Source organism: Mesorhizobium sp. CAU 1741, assembly GCF_039839275.1.
Classification (GTDB): Bacteria; Pseudomonadota; Alphaproteobacteria; order Rhizobiales; family Rhizobiaceae; genus Aerobium.
Genome location: NZ_JBDOQP010000004.1, coordinates 83,610 through 99,802, shown reverse-complemented (window position 1 = coordinate 99,802; position 16,193 = coordinate 83,610). Strand labels below are relative to the sequence as shown.

16 protein-coding genes are annotated in these 16,193 nt (G+C 65.6%); 15 read left to right on the top strand and 1 reads right to left on the bottom strand.

Going from position 1 to position 16,193, the window contains the following annotated elements; genetic code table 11:
- From AAFN84_RS16985 to phnE (AAFN84_RS16955), 7 genes are all read left to right on the top strand, one after another.
- A complete protein-coding gene (locus AAFN84_RS16985; protein WP_347515823.1) occupies window positions 1-783 on the top strand; it encodes a helix-turn-helix domain-containing protein in 783 nt (260 codons plus the stop codon).
- 116 nt (window positions 784-899) lie between these two features.
- Window positions 900-1,793: an SDR family NAD(P)-dependent oxidoreductase gene (locus tag AAFN84_RS16980; protein WP_347515822.1), complete on the top strand. Its 894-nt coding sequence runs from the start codon at window positions 900-902 to the stop codon at window positions 1,791-1,793.
- Window positions 1,794-1,876: 83 nt separating this feature from the next.
- Entirely contained in the window at window positions 1,877-2,797 is a 921-nt protein-coding gene (locus AAFN84_RS16975; protein ID WP_347515821.1) for a dihydrodipicolinate synthase family protein, read from the top strand.
- 236 nt (window positions 2,798-3,033) lie between these two features.
- Window positions 3,034-3,981 carry a phosphate/phosphite/phosphonate ABC transporter substrate-binding protein gene (gene phnD / locus AAFN84_RS16970; RefSeq protein ID WP_347515820.1) on the top strand — a complete coding sequence of 316 codons (948 nt, stop codon included), beginning with the start codon at window positions 3,034-3,036 and terminating at the stop codon, window positions 3,979-3,981.
- A gap of 84 nt (window positions 3,982-4,065) precedes the next feature.
- Window positions 4,066-4,893 (top strand): phosphonate ABC transporter ATP-binding protein, encoded by an 828-nt coding sequence (gene phnC / locus AAFN84_RS16965; RefSeq protein WP_347515819.1) that lies wholly within the window; start codon window positions 4,066-4,068, stop codon window positions 4,891-4,893.
- The gene (phnE, locus tag AAFN84_RS16960; RefSeq protein WP_347515818.1) at window positions 4,893-5,699 is read left to right on the top strand and encodes a phosphonate ABC transporter, permease protein PhnE; all 807 of its coding nucleotides are present in this window, start codon (window positions 4,893-4,895) and stop codon (window positions 5,697-5,699) included. The genes phnC and phnE (AAFN84_RS16960) overlap by 1 nt, the downstream gene beginning before the upstream one ends.
- Window positions 5,699-6,514 (top strand): phosphonate ABC transporter, permease protein PhnE, encoded by an 816-nt coding sequence (phnE, locus tag AAFN84_RS16955; protein WP_347515817.1) that lies wholly within the window; start codon window positions 5,699-5,701, stop codon window positions 6,512-6,514. Before phnE (AAFN84_RS16960) ends, phnE (AAFN84_RS16955) begins: the two co-directional genes overlap by 1 nt.
- Window positions 6,515-6,538: 24 nt before the next feature.
- Here phnE (AAFN84_RS16955) and AAFN84_RS16950 read toward each other — a convergent pair whose 3' ends face one another.
- Window positions 6,539-7,213, bottom strand: a complete 675-nt coding sequence (locus tag AAFN84_RS16950) for a GntR family transcriptional regulator (RefSeq protein WP_347515816.1) — start codon at window positions 7,211-7,213, stop codon at window positions 6,539-6,541.
- Window positions 7,214-7,377: 164 nt separating this feature from the next.
- Between AAFN84_RS16950 and AAFN84_RS16945 the strand changes: the two genes are divergently transcribed.
- The 8 genes from AAFN84_RS16945 (at window position 7,378) to AAFN84_RS16910 (ending at window position 16,187) form a co-directional block, all read left to right on the top strand.
- On the top strand, window positions 7,378-8,625 hold the full coding sequence (locus AAFN84_RS16945; RefSeq protein WP_347515815.1) for an aminotransferase class III-fold pyridoxal phosphate-dependent enzyme: 1,248 nt from the start codon (window positions 7,378-7,380) through the stop codon (window positions 8,623-8,625).
- 48 nt (window positions 8,626-8,673) lie between these two features.
- Entirely contained in the window at window positions 8,674-9,555 is an 882-nt protein-coding gene (locus tag AAFN84_RS16940; protein WP_347515813.1) for a transketolase, read from the top strand.
- Window positions 9,555-10,586 carry a transketolase C-terminal domain-containing protein gene (locus AAFN84_RS16935; protein ID WP_347515812.1) on the top strand — a complete coding sequence of 344 codons (1,032 nt, stop codon included), beginning with the start codon at window positions 9,555-9,557 and terminating at the stop codon, window positions 10,584-10,586. The genes AAFN84_RS16940 and AAFN84_RS16935 overlap by 1 nt, the downstream gene beginning before the upstream one ends.
- 88 nt (window positions 10,587-10,674) lie before the next feature.
- Window positions 10,675-12,267, top strand: a complete 1,593-nt coding sequence (locus AAFN84_RS16930; RefSeq protein WP_347515811.1) for an ABC transporter substrate-binding protein — start codon at window positions 10,675-10,677, stop codon at window positions 12,265-12,267.
- A 27-nt stretch (window positions 12,268-12,294) separates the two neighbouring features.
- Window positions 12,295-13,323, top strand: coding sequence for an ABC transporter permease (locus AAFN84_RS16925; RefSeq protein ID WP_347515810.1), 1,029 nt, complete (start codon window positions 12,295-12,297; stop codon window positions 13,321-13,323).
- Window positions 13,320-14,168, top strand: coding sequence for an ABC transporter permease (locus AAFN84_RS16920; RefSeq protein ID WP_347515809.1), 849 nt, complete (start codon window positions 13,320-13,322; stop codon window positions 14,166-14,168). Before AAFN84_RS16925 ends, AAFN84_RS16920 begins: the two co-directional genes overlap by 4 nt.
- Entirely contained in the window at window positions 14,165-15,175 is a 1,011-nt protein-coding gene (locus AAFN84_RS16915; protein ID WP_347515808.1) for an ABC transporter ATP-binding protein, read from the top strand. The genes AAFN84_RS16920 and AAFN84_RS16915 overlap by 4 nt, the downstream gene beginning before the upstream one ends.
- A complete protein-coding gene (locus tag AAFN84_RS16910; RefSeq protein ID WP_347515807.1) occupies window positions 15,168-16,187 on the top strand; it encodes an oligopeptide/dipeptide ABC transporter ATP-binding protein in 1,020 nt (339 codons plus the stop codon). The genes AAFN84_RS16915 and AAFN84_RS16910 overlap by 8 nt, the downstream gene beginning before the upstream one ends.
- Window positions 16,188-16,193: the final 6 nt, after the last annotated feature.

Below are 16,193 nucleotides of genomic sequence, written 5' to 3'. Positions count from 1 at the left end.
ATGGGCATCAGGGCGATCGAGCGCGCCATGCGCGTGCTGCAGGAAATGAACATGCAGCCCTATACGTCCGTGGGCCATCTGCACGCGCGCACCGGCCTGCCCAAGCCGACCCTCGTGCGCATCCTGCAGACCCTGGAACATGCGGGCTTCGTCGAGAACGACCCGCGCGTCGGCGGCTACCAGCTCAGCGCGCTGGTCTCCTCACTCAGCTCCGGCTACCACAAGGAGCCGATGGTGGTGGAAGCCGGCCGGCCATGGGCCATCGCGGTGACGCGCAAGCACCAGTGGCCGGTGTCGATCTCGCTGCTCGACCGCGATGCGGTGGTGGTGCGCTTCAGCACGGTGCCCGACAGCTCCGTCTCGCCATTCCACAAAACCGTCAACATGCGCCTGCCGCTTCTGACAAGGGGAATGGGGCTGGCCTATCTGGCGTTCACCTCGCAGGAAGAGTTCGAACTGATCGTCGGCATGCTGCGCAATTCCGGCGACCCGGAGGACGAATATGCCCGGCATCCCGAAAAGCTCGAACGGCTGGTCCGCACGACGCGCGAGCGCGGCTATGCGGTGCGTTCGCCCGAGGTGGAGCCGCGCAACTCCAACACCATCGCGGTGCCGATCTACAATGAGAACGACCGCGTCGTCGCGAGCCTCGGCCTGACCTATTTCATTTCCGCCTTTCCCTCGCAGAGCGATGCATGTGATCGCTACGCGGCGGTGCTCAAGACCGCATCGCAGGAAATCACCAAGGATCTTGCCCGGCTCAGCAAGAGCCTGCTGAGCTAGGGCTCAAGGGTGAGATCGGAAGGGGCGGGACTTGCCGGAGCGTGGCTTGCGCTTGCGCGCCGGTTTTCAATTACCTAGTGAGTGAACCAAATGGATCGGCTTTGCAGGGAACGGAAATGCAGTTTCAGGATCGGGTAGCAATCGTCACGGGTGCGGGCGGCGGGCTGGGCAGGTCGCATGCCGAAATGCTGGCCGGCGCCGGCGCGAAGGTTCTCGTCAACGACATGAACGCGCAGGCCGCCGAGGCCGTTGCCGCGGCGCTGCGGGCAGGCGGAGGCGACGCGATTGCGTTTGCGGCCTCCGTCACCGACGAAGTACGCATCGCCGAGATGGTCGATAAGGCGATGTCGGCCTGGGGCCGCGTCGACATCCTCGTCAACAATGCCGGCATCCTGCGCGACAAGACCTTCGCCAAGATGAGCGTGGCGGAGTTCCGCGACGTCGTCGACGTCCACCTCATGGGCTCTGTCATCTGCACCAAGACGGTGTGGGAGATCATGCGCGAGCAGCGCTACGGGCGCGTCGTGATGACGACGTCATCTTCGGGGCTGTACGGCAATTTCGGCCAGGCAAACTACGGCGCCGCCAAGATGGCGCTGGTGGGGCTGATGCAGACGCTCGCCCTCGAGGGGGAGAAATACGACATCCGCGTCAACTGCCTGGCGCCCACGGCCGCCACCTCGATGACTGGCGGACTGCTGTCGCCAGAAGCGTTGGAAAAGCTGTCGCCGGAGATGGTCAGCCCCGGCCTGCTGGCGCTGGTTCGCGAGGATGCGCCGACCCGCGCTATCCTGTGCGCCGGCGCGGGGCATTTCGCCCAGGCGCATGTCACGCTCACGCAAGGCGTCTTCATCGGTGGAGGCGAGGGCGCCGCGCAGGCGGTGGCCGACAATTGGGATGCCATCGGCGACCGCGCCGGCGAAATGGTGCCCGGCTACGGCTTCGCGCAGTTCGAGCGGGAACTGGCCAGCGCCACCGGGGCGCAGCCGGCGGACCCCATGAAGCGCTGACGCTGCTTGAACATTTCCCTGACTTGCCTGCCTGGCAGCCGGCGCGATAGATCTCGCACATCCAACGACCGGAAAGACCTTTCATGACCAAGCTCAAGGGCGTCATCGCCGCCGCCGCCACTCCGCTCAACGATGACCTCTCCATCGACCTCGATGGTCTCGTCGCCCATTGCGCCCACCTCCTCGGCGCGGGCGGATGCGACGGCATCAACCTGCTTGGCACGACTGGCGAGGCGACGTCGTTCTCGCGCGACCAGCGGCTTGCGGCGATGCGCGCCATCGCTGCCTCTGGCCTCGACCTGTCGCGCTTCATGGTCGGCACGGGTGCCGCCGCGCTCGACGACGCCGTGGCGCTGACCGCCGCCGCCAGGGAACTCGGCTATGCCGGCGCTCTGCTGCTGCCGCCATTCTACTACAAGGGCATCGACGACGACGCGCTGGTCACCTACGTCTCGACCGTCATCGAACGCGTCGGCGTGTCCGGCCTGCCGCTCTATCTCTATCATTTCCCGGCCAATTCCGGCGTTCCCTACGCTCCCGATGTCGTCCGGCGGCTGCGCGACCGGTTCCCCGACACGGTGCTTGGCGTCAAGGATTCATCGGGCGACGTCGAAGGCTATTCCGCCGGGCTGGCGCGCGACTTGCCGGGCCTCGCCGTTTTCCCCAGCGCCGAGGCCGCATTGGGCCGCACACGGGAGCTGGGCTTCGCCGGCTGCATCTCGGCGACCGCCAACCTTACCGGCCCCTATGCGCAACAGGCCTTCAGCGCCGCCAGCGAGGAAGACCGCGCGGCGGGCCTCGCCGAAGCAGTGCGCATCCGCGCCGAGATCGCGAAGTTCCCGCTTGTCGCGTCGGTCAAGCATGCCCTGGCGCTGACCACCGGCAACCAGGCATGGAGCCGCCCCATGCCGCCGCTCGGGCCCCTGCCGGCCGCCGAGCAGAAGGCACTTGCCGAAGCGCTGCGGGAAACGGCGCTGGGTGATCGGCTCACACCCTCTGCCTGAACAATCTTAAGCCCATGCCGCAGTGCGGTGCATAAAGGTGCTGTGTCGCTGAGACCGCCGCAATGCGGACCTTTCAGCCATTGTGCACTGCGCATAGCAATTTGCGGCGAGCCGGCTAATCTTCGCGCCGGGAGGATCCCCGCCTGGGCGGGGACGACCGACGAGTGTCATAATACCGATAAGCGTCTGTAATATCCGGCAGGCGCATACAAAAGTCTCAGGGACAGGAGCCAGACATGAAAAGCATCATCGCCGCCCTCGCGCTGACCACCGCGCTCACCATTCCCGCTTCGGCGGAATTCATGCTCGATAGCCGCTTTCAGGACACCGATGGCGATTTGGTTGCCGACATTCCGAGCGATGCGTCCCAGCTTGTCGATCCCGACACGCTTATCTTCGCCTATACGCCGGTCGAGGATCCGGCGGTCTATGCCGAGGTGTGGCAGGAGTTCCTCGACCACATGACGGAAGTGACCGGCAAGGAGGTTCAGTTCTTCCCGGTCCAGTCGAATGCCGCTCAGATCGAGGCGATGCGCGCTGGCCGCCTGCATATCGCCGGCTTCAACACCGGCTCCAACCCGCTGGCCGTTGCCTGTGCCGGCCTGCGCCCGTTCGCCATGATGGCCGCCGCCGATGGCTCCTTCGGCTACGAGATGGAAATCATCACCTATCCCGATTCCGGCATCGAGACGGTCGAGGACATCAAGGGCAAGACGCTCGCCTTCACCGCCGAGACCTCCAATTCGGGCTTCAAGGCGCCGTCCGCGCTGCTGATGTCCGAGTTCAACATGGTTGCGGACACCGACTACACGCCCGCCTTCTCGGGCGCCCACGACAATTCAGTCCTCGGTGTCGCCAACAAGGATTACGACGCCGCAGCGGTCGCCAATTCCGTCAAGGCACGCATGCTCGAGCGTGACGTCGTCTCCGAAGACCAGCTCAAGATCATCTACACCTCGCAGACCTTCCCGACGACAGGCTACGGGCTTGCCCACAACCTGACACCGGAGCTGCAGGAGAAGATCAAGGAAGCGTTCTTCTCGTTCGAGTGGGCCGGCACCAAGCTTGAGGAGGAATTCTCCAAGTCGGGCGAGGCGCAGTTCATCGACATCTCCTTCAAGGATGACTGGGCCGTCATCCGCCAGATCGACGAGGCCAACGGCGTCTCCTATACCTGCGGCTGACCGCAGCTTAGACTAGGCATCCGGCCTCGCGCGGCACCGCCCGCGCGGGGCCTTGCATTGCAACCACGGCAGGAGAACCGCCGCATGCTTCGCATCGAGAATCTCGCCAAGCAGTACCGAACCGGGGATCGCGCCCTGCAGGGCGTCTCCTTCACGGTCGAGGCCGGTCAGGTCGTAGGCCTGATTGGGCCCTCGGGGGCGGGAAAATCGACGCTGATCCGCTGCGTCAATCGCCTCGTCGAGCCGACCTCCGGCAAGATCCTGCTCGGCGACCGCGACATCGCCACGGCCAGCCGCAGTGAATTGCGCCGCATTCGCCGTCGCATCGGCATGATCTTCCAGGAATATGCACTGGTCGAGCGGCTGACGGTGATGGAGAACGTGCTGTCGGGCCGTCTCGGCTACGTTCCGTTCTGGCGCTCGTTCTCGCGGCGCTTTCCGCAAGACGACGTCGACAAGGCGTTCGCGCTGCTGGGCCGCGTCGGGCTGACCGACCATGCCGACAAGCGCGCCGACGCCCTTTCCGGCGGCCAGCGCCAGCGCGTCGGCATCGCCAGGGCGCTCGAGCAGGACCCCGAGCTGCTGCTGATCGACGAACCGACCGCCTCGCTCGATCCCAAGACCTCGCGACAGATCATGCGCCTGATCGGCGAAATCTGCCGGGAGCGCAACCTGCCGGCGATCATCAACATCCACGACGTCGTGCTGGCGCAGATGTTCGTCGACCGCATCATCGGCCTGCGCGCCGGCGAGGTGGTGTTCGACGGAGCGCCCGACACGCTCGACAACGATGCGCTGACGGCGATCTACGGCGAGGAGGATTGGACACAGATGCGCCGCGAGCGGGACGACGACGCGGAGGAGGAAGAAGAAGCACGCGCGCAGGAAGAGCGCATGGCGGGCCTGGCCTGATGAGCGCGGTCCAGACGTCCCGCAAATGGCGCCGGCCGCCGATGTTCGTCAAGCGCACCTGGTTGCGCCGGCTGCTCTACATCGGCGCGCTGGTCTATCTCGCCGCCGCGCTCTCGACGATCGATGTCAACTGGATGCGCGTATACGAGGGGCTGGAACGCGGCTGGCGCTTCATCCAGGGCTTCCTCGTCCCCGACTTCACCAGCCGCGCACGCGATATCTGGCAGGGCATGGAGGAGAGCCTGACGATGACGGTCACCTCGACCGTCGTTGGCGTGCTGATCTCGATCCCGATCGGCATCGGCGCGGCACGCAACGTCGCGCCGCTGCCGATCTACGCGGTGTGCCGCGCGATCATCGCGGTGTCGCGTTCCTTCCAGGAAATCATCATCGCCATCCTGTTCGTGGCCATGTTCGGCTTCGGACCGTTTGCCGGCTTCCTGACGCTCACCTTCGCCACCATCGGTTTCCTGTCGAAGCTGCTCGCAGAAGACATTGAGGACATCGACGAGGCGCAGGCCGAAGCGGTGCGCGCGACGGGAGCGAGCTGGTGGCAGGTCATCAACTACGCCATACAGCCGCAGGTTATGCCGAGGCTGATCGGTCTGTCGCTCTATCGCCTCGACATCAATTTCCGCGAGAGCGCGGTTATCGGCATCGTGGGGGCGGGCGGCATCGGTGCGACGCTGACGACAGCGATGGACCGTTACGAATACGATACCGCCGGCGCCATCCTCATCCTGATCATCATCATCGTGATGCTGGCCGAATATTCGTCCAGCCACGTTCGCAAGTGGGTACAGTGATGCCGGTAATCACGACAGACGACCGTCCGGTCTGGCGCCGCCGCACCACCCGCGCGCAATGGGGCCTTTGGCTCGGCTGGCTGGCGCTCGTCGTGCTGTTCGTCTTCTGCTGGCAGGTGATGAACAAGAACACGATCTGGATGTTCGTCGAGGACGCACCGCGCCAGGCCGGCGACCTGCTGTCGCGGGCATGGCCTCCGCGCTGGACCTACATGGAACGCCTGTGGCTGCCTCTGTGGGACACGCTCAACATGGCGACGCTGGGCACGATCATGGGCGTGATCATCGCCATTCCCGTCGCCTTCCTGGCGGCCAGCAACACGACGCCGAGCACGACGTTCATCCGGCCGCTCGCACTGCTGGTCATCGTCGCCTCGCGTTCGATCAACTCGCTGATCTGGGCGCTGCTGCTGGTGGCGATCATCGGGCCGGGGCTGCTCGCCGGCATCGTCGCCATCGCACTGCGGTCGATCGGCTTCGTCGGCAAGCTGCTCTACGAGGCGATCGAGGAGATCGACGAGAGCCAGGTGGAGGCGGTGACCGCCACCGGCGCATCGCGCTGGCAGGTGATGGACTACGCGATCGTGCCGCAGATCCTGCCCGCCTTCGCCGGCATCTCGGTGTTCCGCTGGGATATCAACATCCGCGAGTCGACCATCCTCGGCCTCGTCGGCGCGGGCGGCATCGGTGTCGCCCTCGAATCGTCGCTGGCACGGCTGGCCTGGGCGGAAGTGACGGTCATCTTCGCCGTCATCCTCGCCACCGTCGTGCTGTCGGAATGGTTGTCGGCAAAGGTTCGCCAGGCCATCATCTGACGGGCGTCCTTGGGCGACCGGGCGTCAGGACGGAGCTTCGATGCTTTCCAGGTAGCGCACGAAGCTGCGGCCGCCTTCGGTGAGGTCGTACCTGAAGGCGTCGGCGAGCGCGTCGGCGTCGCGGTTGCGTAGCGCGGCGATGACGTTGAGGTGCTGGTGTGGCCCGTCATAGCTTGGGTGGCCGAACGGATAGAGCAGGTTGAGCAGCGGTCCGGTCTGGACCCACAGCCGCTCGAGGATATCGATGAGCTGCGGCATCTCGGACTTGCGGTAGACCGAGAAGTGGAACTCGTAATTGGCCAGCAGCGCCGCCGGATAGTCCTTTTCCAGCTCAGCGCGGATTAGCGCTTCATGCAGCTGCTCCAATTCCGCGACGAAGCTCTCGTCGATGTTGGGCAGCGCCTTGGCGGCAGCGTGCGGCTCCAGCAGCAGCCTGATCTCGCGCAGCTCCATGTATTCGCGCAAGGTCAGCCGGCGAACGCGAATGTAATAGCCGGGCTTCATCTCCAGCGCGCCGTCGCGGACAAGCTGTAGCAGGGCCTCGCGCACCGGGGTCTCGCTTGTTCCCAGTGTTTGTGCCAGGTCTCGTATCTTCAACCGGTCTCCCGGCTGCAGCCGCGCGGCCATGAGCTGGTGCTTCAATTGTGCGTATATTTGAGCAGAGAGGCTCTTCGACTGCACATCCGTCAGGCCTTGCATGTATACCTCGAGTTCCGGCGCGGTCCGCCCGCTATGCCGGTACGTACCACCGGCGCTTTCCCGAGGTCCAGCATCTTGGTCCACACCCGATTCAATGAAGCCCCTTGCCCCTCAACGATACATGATATATCAAAAACGAGCAAACCTCTTGCTGGGTAGGAAACATGGATCAGCACTCTATAGACGCCGCGCTGCGGGCGCGTGCAGCCAAGGTCATCCCCGGCGGCATGTGGGGCCACCAGAACGCGGCGCGTGTACCGGCGGGCTATCCGCAATATTTCTCGCGCGGTGAGGGATGCCGGACCTGGGACGCCGACGGCCGCTCCTATATCGACTACATGTGCGCCTGGGGCCCGATGATCCTCGGCTATGCCGATCCCGACGTCGAGGAGGCAGCCGCGCGCCAGCGGGCAGAGGGTGATGGGCTGAATGGCCCGACGCCGCGCCTCGTCGAGCTCGCCGAGCTGCTCGTCGACACTGTCAGCCATGCCGACTGGGCGATGTTTTCCAAGAACGGCACCGACGCCACCACCGCCTGCGTGACCATCGCGCGTGCCGGCACCGGACGGCGCAAGATTCTCGTCGCCCGTGGCGCCTATCATGGCGCCATTCCGTGGTGCACGCCGTCCGTGGCGGGCGTCACCGAGGAGGACCGCGCCCATCTCGTCCATTACGACTACAACGACGCCGCAAGCCTCGAAGCGGCCGCTGCTTCGGTCGAGGGTGATCTCGCCGCCATCATCGTCTCGGCCTTCAAGCACGATCTCGGCAAGGACCACGTTTTGCCGACGCGCGAGTTCGCGCAGGCTGCACGCCGGATCGCCGACGCCGCGGACGCCGCGCTGATCGTCGACGACGTGCGTGCCGGCTTCCGGCTCGCCATGGGCGGAAGCTGGGAGCTGGTCGGCGTCAAGCCCGACCTTGCCGCATGGAGCAAGGCGATCGCCAATGGCCGCGCACTGGCCGCCGTGACCGGCAACGACCGGTTTCGCGAAGGCGCCAAGCAGATATTCACCACAGGGTCTTTCTGGACCGCCGGCGTGTCGATGGCCGCCTCGATCGCGACGATCACCAAGCTGCGCGACACCGATGGCGTCGGGCAAATGACGACGTCCGGCCAGCGCCTGCGCGACGGGCTGCAGGCTCAGGCGCGCAAATACGGCCTGCCGCTGCGCCAAAGTGGCCCTGTGCAAATGCCGGTCCTGCTGTTCGACGGCGACGACGACCGCAGCCTCGGCAACCTTTTCTGTCAGGAAGCGCTGCAGCGCGGCGTCTATTTCCATCCCACGCACACCATGTTCCTGTCGACCGCCCACACCAGCGCGGTGATCGATGAGACGCTGCAGATCACCGAGGAGGTCTTCAGCGCGGTGGCGCGGTCCTATGACGGGCTCACTGCAAAAGCCGGTTGACCGGCTTCGTCATAGATATATCATGTATCCAATGGGAGGTGTCCTGTCGTGAGCGCCCAGTCGCAAGCTGCTGACCGTCGCAATTTTTCCGAGGCCCATCTGGCCGATCGCGCCAGGTTCATCCGCCTCGAAACGCTTCGCCTGACCCGCATCGCGGGAGCGGGGCACTACTCCAGCACGTTTTCGGCGGCCGAATTGCTGGCCGCACTCTACTACGCCCATCTGCGCATCGACCCGGCAAATCCCAAATGGGAGGATCGCGACCGCTTCGTGCTGAGCAAGGGCCATGCGGCGATCGGGCTCTATCCGGTGCTGGCCGACCTCGGCTTCTATCCACCATCGAAACTCGATGATTTCACCCGGCTCGGCAGCGCCTTCGGCGACCATCCGGACATGAAGAAGATCCCAGGCATCGATTTCTCCTCCGGCTCGCTCGGGCACGGCCTGTCCGTCGCCCTCGGCATGGCGCTGGCCGGGCGGCTTGCGGGGCGCGATTACCGAACCTATTGCATGCTCGGCGATGGCGAGCTCAACGAGGGCCAGATCTGGGAAGCCGCGATGGCCGCTGGCCATTTCAAACTGCAGGGGCTGGTCGGCATCGTCGACCGCAACCAGCTTTCGATCGACGGGCCGACCGAAAAGGTCATGTCGGTCGAGCCGCTGGTCGACCGCTTCACCTCGTTCGGTTGGGACGTCAAGCGCATCGACGGCCACGACATGGCGGCGGTTCTGGCGACGCTCGGCGCGCTGAAGCCGGCAGGCGAGGGCAAGCCGCAGATGATCATCGCCGACACGATCAAGGGCCGCGGGGTCAAATACATGGAGCTGTCGCTCGACTGGCATGTCGGAAACCTCGTCGGCGCCGACTATGACGACGCCTGGTCGGAAATCGAGGCGGGGCTGAAGCCTCTCGAGACGGAGAAGGCATGATGAGCGCTGCAGGACAGGACCAGAGCACGCTCTTTCGCGGCGACGACAACGAGCTGCGCCTCAAGGACGAGAAGTCCGTGCGCGGAACGCCAGCCAAGTCGATGCCGGCCTTCATCCTCGGCGACGAGCTCGCCGACCTCGCGGAAAGCGATCCGCGCATCGTCGTGGCGACCGCCGACCTCGCGAATTCCAGCCGCACCCGCGACTTCGCCAACCGCCACCCCGCCCGCTTCATCGATTTCGGCATCGCCGAGCGCAACATGATCACCGCCGCCGCCGGCATGGCGTCGTGCGGCATGGTGCCTTACGTGGCGACCTTCGCGTCATTCGCAGCCATCCTCGGCGCCGAGGCGATCAAGACCGACTGCGCCTATCCGCGCATGCCGGTGCGCATCATCGGGCACCACTCCGGTATCTCGATGGGCTTCTACGGCACCAGCCATCATTCGACCGAAGACCTCGGCATGATGCGCAGCATCGCCGACCTGACTGTGGTGTGCGCCGCGGACGCCAACCAGCTTCGGGCTATCCTGCGCGCCTCCGTCGACCATCCGGGCGCGATGTACATTCGCCTCGGCCGTGGTCGCGACGCGGAAGTCTATGGCGAGGTTCCAGCCGATTTCGCCTTCGGCAAGGCCTCGACGCTGCGCGAGGGCAGCGACCTGACCATCATCGCCACCGGCTCGCAGGTGCATGCCTCGCTGGCGGCGGCCGATCGGTTGGCCGATGAAGGGAAGAGCGTGCGGGTCCTCGACATGCACACGATCAAGCCGCTCGACGCTGACGCGATCCGCGCGGCGGCGCGCGAGACCCGCGCCATCCTCACCGTCGAGGAGCACAACGTGGTTGGAGGCCTTGGCTCGGCCGTCGCCGAGGTGCTGGTCGAAGAGGACCGTATTCCGTTCCGCCGCCACGGCATCATGGACGAGTTCTCGCTGATCGGCCCGCCCGCCGCGCTTTACGCCCACTACCGGCTCGACGCCGACGGCGTGACCGCGATTGCAAGGGAGCTTCTTCAAAAGACCAACTGAACGCGGCGACGGGACTGTCTCTCGACAAGAGCAAGAACACGAGAGGCCGGCTCCATCCATCACTGAACGACAACAATGGGAGACTGTCATGACATCACGACTAAGGAATTTCCTTCTCGCCGGGACGGGAGCCGCCACGCTCGCCGCGACCGCGATGCCTGGCGCGGCCATCGCGCAGGATCAGCCACTGGTCATCGCGCGCAACCTCGAGATCAACTCGCTCGATCCGCACCGCGCGTTCTGCGACACCTGCCAGATCTATCTGAGCTCGACCTATCAGGGTCTGGTCAAGCTGGCCGCTGACGACCGTTCGGTCGAGCCGTTGCTCGCCACCGAGTGGACGACCAACGAGGACCAGACGCAGTTCACCTTCACGCTTGACCCCGATGCCGTCTTCTCCGACGGCAGCCCGGTCGAGGCCAAGGACGTCAAGTGGACGTTCGAGCGGCTGAAGAACATCCAAGCCGACCCATCCTTCATGATGAACGGGCTGGCGTCGATCGAGACGCCGGACGACAAGACCGTCGTGGTGAACATGGAGAACCCGAATTCCGAGTTCATCGGCATCCTGGCTGCACCCTATGTCGGCATCATCAACAGCGACGTCGCGATGGAAAACGGCGCGACGGCCGGCGAGGACGCATCCTCGGCCGACCAGGCCGAGACATGGTTCCTGGCCAACTCGGCCGGCAGCGGCCCCTATGTGCTGGACACCTACCGCCCGGACGACGAACTGCGCTTCCGCGTCAACGAGAACTATTGGGGTGATGCCCCGCCGATCACCGACATCGTCATCGACCAGGTGGCCGATGCCGTGTCGCAGGCGCAGATGCTGCAGAGCGGCGGTGCCGACATCGCCATGCAGGTCGATCCGGACACCGCCTCGACGATCAACTCGCCGGACATCACCATCGAGACCGTGCCGTCCTACAACTTCATCTACGTGATGTTCTCCCCCGGGGCTCAAGGCGGCGAGATGCTTGATCTCGAAGTGCGCCAGGCACTGGCCTACGCCATCGACTATCAGGGCGCGATCGACTTCACCGTCGGCGGCGAGGGCGAACTGCAGGCGGCGCCGATCCCCAACGGCTTCCCCGGCACAGAAGGCCTGCCGATGCCCGAGGAGAATCTCGAGAAGGCGCGTGAGCTTCTCGCGTCCAAGGGGCTCGAGGACGGCTTCACCCTCGACATCACCGTGGCGCAGCTCAACGTTTATGGCGTCGACCTGACGCTGCTGATGCAAAAGCTCCAGCAGGATCTGGCGCGCATCAACGTAACCATCAACATCCAGCCGGTCGCCTCGGCCGTCTGGCGCGAACAGATCGCCAATCCCGGCATTCCGTTCAGCGCGCGCTTCTACGCTCCCGACTATTTCGGTTCGGCCCAGTACGTCCAGTTCTTCGGCATGCTGGCCGACACATATTGGGAGCGCAATGCAAGCGGCCAGGGCAAGGTGGATCTCGTCAACGACCGTGAAACCGAGCTTTTCCAGCAGGCGCTTGCCGCGTCCGGCGACAAGATGAACGAGCTCTACCACGAGATCGCGATGGAGATGATCAAGGACCGTATCATCGTGCCGGTGGTCAGCCCGAATCTCATTCTGGCTTATCGCAACGAGATAGAAGGGGTACGCTACAGCGCGTGCTGCAACCTGCCGCTGGCGGAACTCAGCCGCAAGTAAGCAAGCGACCGGCAAAAGGGCATCGCGATGTCGACCTATATTCTCAGGCGTCTCATCGCGATGCCACTGCTCCTGCTCGGCGTCATTACGGTTGCCTTCCTGCTGACCTATTTCACGGCGGCCGATCCTTTGACTTCGATCATCGGCGAGCGCCAGATGAACAATCCGGCGGTGGTCGAGGCCGCGCGCGAACGGTGGGGCCTCGACCGCTCACTGCCCGAGCGCTACGTCATCTACCTCGGAAATCTCCTCCAGGGCGACATGGGAACGTCGTTCCGCACCCGCCAGCCGGTGTCGCAGGACCTGATGGTCCGTCTGCCGGCGACGCTGGAACTCGTGATCGCGGCGATGATCCTTGGCACCACCTTCGGCGTCGTGCTCGGCGTACTGGCGGCGCGTTTTCGCGACGGGCCGATCGACAACATCGCCCGGTTCTTCGCCCTCGTCGGCGCATCGGCGCCGGTTTTCTGGTCTGGGCTGCTCGTGCTTTTCATCTTCTCCGTACAGCTCGGCTGGCTACCGGGGCCCGGCCGCATCGATTCCCGTGCAATCGCGCCCCCTTTCCTCACCGGCTTCTACACCATCGACACGCTGGCGGCGGGCGACTGGGCCGGCTTCCGCAGCGTGCTGATGCAACTGATCCTTCCGGCAAGCGTGCTCGGCTGGACGGTCACCGGCATCGTCTCGCGCATGGTCCGCGCCTCGATGCTCGACGTGCTCGGCCAGGAATACATACTCGCCGCACGCGCAAAGGGGGCGGGGCCGCTGCGCGTGCTGATCCACCATGCGCTTCGCAACGCCATGCTGCCGACGCTGACCATCCTCGGCTTCTCGTTCGCCTATCTCATCACCGGCGCGATCCTGACCGAGACCATCTTCTCATGGCCCGGTATCGGCTCGTACGCGGTTGCCGCGGCGCGCGGCCTCGACAATCCCGCCATCGTCGGCGTCACCATCGTCGGCGGCGCCGCGTTCCTGATCACCAATCTGCTGACCGACATCGCCTATGCGCTGGTCGATCCGCGGGTGAAACTCTCGCGGCAGGAGGGGGCATGAGCGTCATCGCCGCACCGAAAGCACGCCGCCGCGTCTTCCTGCCGCAATGGGCGACGCTGCCGGTCATCCTCGGCGGCGCGATCCTGCTGTTCTGGATCGTGGTCGGCATCACCATACCGCTATGGTCGCCCTACGAGCCGACGATGCTGGCCGGCATGCGCTTCCAGCCGCCCAACGCCGAACACTGGCTTGGCACGGACGCACTCGGCCGCGACGTCTTGACCCGCACGCTCTATGGCGTGCGTCATTCGCTGCCGATCGCGGCGATGGTGATCGTCTGCGCCGTACTCATCGGTTGCACGCTCGGAGCGATCGCGGGCTTCGTCGGGGGCATCGTCGACAGCGTCATCATGCGGCTCGTCGACGTGACGCTGTCCTTCCCGCCGATCCTGCTGGCAATGGCGGTGACGGCGGCGCTCGGCCCCGGTCTCGGCAACGCCGCGATTGCGATGGTGATCGTGTGGTGGCCGATCTATGCGCGGTTGATGCGTGCGCAGGTTCTGTCGGTGCGCGAGCGTGAGCATGTCGAGGCCGCGGTGGCGGCCGGCGCGACCCGGCCCCGCGTGCTGGTCAAGCACATCCTTCCCTTGTGCTGGAGCCCGATCATCGTCAATGCGACGATGGATTTCGGCCAGGTGGTGCTGCTCGTCGCCAGCCTCTCCTTCATAGGCCTGGGTGCCGCTCCGCCGACGCCGGAGTGGGGCCAGATGATCTCCGACGGCGCGCTGCATTTCTATCGCTGGTGGATCGCCGCAGGCCCCGGCATCGCCATCCTGTCGATCGTGCTCGGCTTCAACTTCCTCGGCGACGGGCTGCGCGACTTCCTCGACCCGAGGTCGAAATGACGGCGCCGCTTCTGGAGATACGCGACCTGAGCGTCTCGTTTGCGGGCCGCCACGGCGAGGCCTTCGAGGCGGTCAGCGGCGTCGACCTGACGGTGAGCGCTGGCGAACTGCATGGCGTTGTGGGCGAATCCGGCTCCGGAAAGAGCGTGACCATGCTGGCGGTGATGGGCCTGTTGTCGCCTGGCGCGCGCCTTTCGGGGTCGATCAAGCTCGACGGCCGCGAACTCGTCGGGCTCAGCGACCGCCAGATGCGCAAGGTGCGCGGCGTCCGCATCGGCTACATCTTCCAGGACCCGATGACGGCGCTCAACCCGCTTTTGACGATCGGCGACCAGATCGCCGAGGCGGTGCGCATCCACAGGCCACAGGTCAGCCGCGCGCAGTCGCGCGCACGCGCCGTCGAACTGCTGCAGCTCGTTGCGATCCCGATGCCCGAGAAACGCGCCACACAATACCCGCACGAATTCTCGGGCGGCATGCGCCAGCGCGCCGTGATCGCCATGGCGATGGCGAACGAGCCCGACCTGCTGATCGCCGACGAGCCGACCACGGCGCTCGACGTCACCATCCAGGCGCAGATCATGGAACTGCTTGAGAAGCTGCGGCAGGACAGGGGCGTCGGCATCGTGCTGGTGACGCACGATCTCGGCGTGGTGGCCGGTGCCGCGCGAAGCCTGTCGATCATGTATTCGGGCCGCGTCGTCGAACGTGGGCTGGTCGACGATGTCTTCGCCGCGCCGCATCACCCCTACACGAAGGGATTGCTTGGCAGCCTGCCGCAGCCCGATGCGCGGGTGGAGCGGCTTCGGGCGATTCCCGGCGCGCCGCCGCCGATCAGCGCGCGGCCGGCCGGCTGCGCCTTTCATCCGCGCTGCGGCTACGCCATCGACATCTGCCGCGCGGAGCGTCCCGTCCTGCGCCAGGTGGGCGCCACGACCGTTGCCTGCCATCGCGCCGAGGAGGTCGCCGCCGGACAGGCCGAAGAGATGAGCGTGCACGATGCTTGACCCGATGTCCGCCCCCCGCGATCCCGCAGCGGACGACGCCGCGCCGCTGCTTGCGGTGCGCAATCTCGTCAAGGAATTCCCGATCAGCGGCGGGCTTCTGGGCCGGGCGACGGGAGCCGTGCGCGCGGTCTCCGATGTCAGCTTCGAGATCGCGCGCGGCGAGACGCTGGGCCTCGTCGGCGAATCGGGGTGCGGCAAGTCCACGCTCGCGCGATGCGTGGCGCGACTTCTGAAGCCGACATCCGGCGAGGTGATGTTCGAGGAGACCGATCTTGCGCGCCTCGACCACCACCAGATGCGGCCACTGCGCGCACGCATCCAGTTCGTCTTCCAGGACCCGCACGCCTCGTTGCATCCACGCATGCGCACCCGCGACATCATCGCCGAGCCATTGCGGCTGACAACGATGAACGCGGCGCAGAAGCGCGCCCGCGTCGATGAATTGCTGCGTCTCGTCAAGCTCGACCCCGGCCATGCCGACCGCTACCCGCACGAATTCTCCGGCGGCCAGCGCCAGCGCATCGGCATTGCGCGGGCATTGGCGCTCAGCCCCGAACTGATCATCCTCGACGAGCCGGTGTCTGCGCTCGACGTCTCCATCCAGGCGGGCGTCCTCAACCTGCTCAAGGATCTGCAGGACCAGTTCGGCCTGTCATACCTGTTCATCGCCCACGACCTGTCGGTGGTCCACCATCTGTGCGACCGGGTCGCGGTGATGTATCTCGGCAAGGTGGTGGAGGTCGGCGATCGCGACGCGCTGTATGCCACGCCAAGCCATCCCTATACGCAGGCGCTCCTGTCGGCCGTTCCACTGGCGGATCCGCAAAAGGAGCGCGCCCGCGAGCGCCAGGTGCTCCAGGGCGACGTGCCGAGCCCGGCCTCGCCACCATCCGGCTGCCGCTTCCGCACCCGCTGTCCGCGCGCCCAGCCGCTTTGCGCCGAGCGCGAGCCGGTGCTCGAACCTAAGGCCGGCGGCACCGCGGCCGCCTGCCACTTTCCGCTCACCGGCTGAAGCCGG

What these genes read in the sequence shown, in the direction of transcription:
- AAFN84_RS16930 (WP_347515811.1), top strand. Translation starts at nt 10,675, where the DNA reads ATGACATCACGACTAAGGAATTTCCTTCTCGCCGGGACGGGAGCCGCC.
- phnE (WP_347515818.1), top strand. Translation starts at nt 4,893, where the DNA reads ATGAGCGCGGTCCAGACGTCCCGCAAATGGCGCCGGCCGCCGATGTTC.
- AAFN84_RS16925 (WP_347515810.1), top strand. Translation starts at nt 12,295, where the DNA reads ATGTCGACCTATATTCTCAGGCGTCTCATCGCGATGCCACTGCTCCTG.
- AAFN84_RS16945 (WP_347515815.1), top strand. Translation starts at nt 7,378, where the DNA reads ATGGATCAGCACTCTATAGACGCCGCGCTGCGGGCGCGTGCAGCCAAG.
- AAFN84_RS16980 (WP_347515822.1), top strand. Translation starts at nt 900, where the DNA reads ATGCAGTTTCAGGATCGGGTAGCAATCGTCACGGGTGCGGGCGGCGGG.
- AAFN84_RS16910 (WP_347515807.1), top strand. Translation starts at nt 15,168, where the DNA reads ATGCTTGACCCGATGTCCGCCCCCCGCGATCCCGCAGCGGACGACGCC.
- AAFN84_RS16915 (WP_347515808.1), top strand. Translation starts at nt 14,165, where the DNA reads ATGACGGCGCCGCTTCTGGAGATACGCGACCTGAGCGTCTCGTTTGCG.
- AAFN84_RS16920 (WP_347515809.1), top strand. Translation starts at nt 13,320, where the DNA reads ATGAGCGTCATCGCCGCACCGAAAGCACGCCGCCGCGTCTTCCTGCCG.
- AAFN84_RS16975 (WP_347515821.1), top strand. Translation starts at nt 1,877, where the DNA reads ATGACCAAGCTCAAGGGCGTCATCGCCGCCGCCGCCACTCCGCTCAAC.
- AAFN84_RS16950 (WP_347515816.1), bottom strand. Translation starts at nt 7,213, where the DNA reads ATGCAAGGCCTGACGGATGTGCAGTCGAAGAGCCTCTCTGCTCAAATA.
- AAFN84_RS16985 (WP_347515823.1), top strand. Translation starts at nt 1, where the DNA reads ATGGGCATCAGGGCGATCGAGCGCGCCATGCGCGTGCTGCAGGAAATG.
- phnD (WP_347515820.1), top strand. Translation starts at nt 3,034, where the DNA reads ATGAAAAGCATCATCGCCGCCCTCGCGCTGACCACCGCGCTCACCATT.
- phnE (WP_347515817.1), top strand. Translation starts at nt 5,699, where the DNA reads ATGCCGGTAATCACGACAGACGACCGTCCGGTCTGGCGCCGCCGCACC.
- phnC (WP_347515819.1), top strand. Translation starts at nt 4,066, where the DNA reads ATGCTTCGCATCGAGAATCTCGCCAAGCAGTACCGAACCGGGGATCGC.
- AAFN84_RS16935 (WP_347515812.1), top strand. Translation starts at nt 9,555, where the DNA reads ATGAGCGCTGCAGGACAGGACCAGAGCACGCTCTTTCGCGGCGACGAC.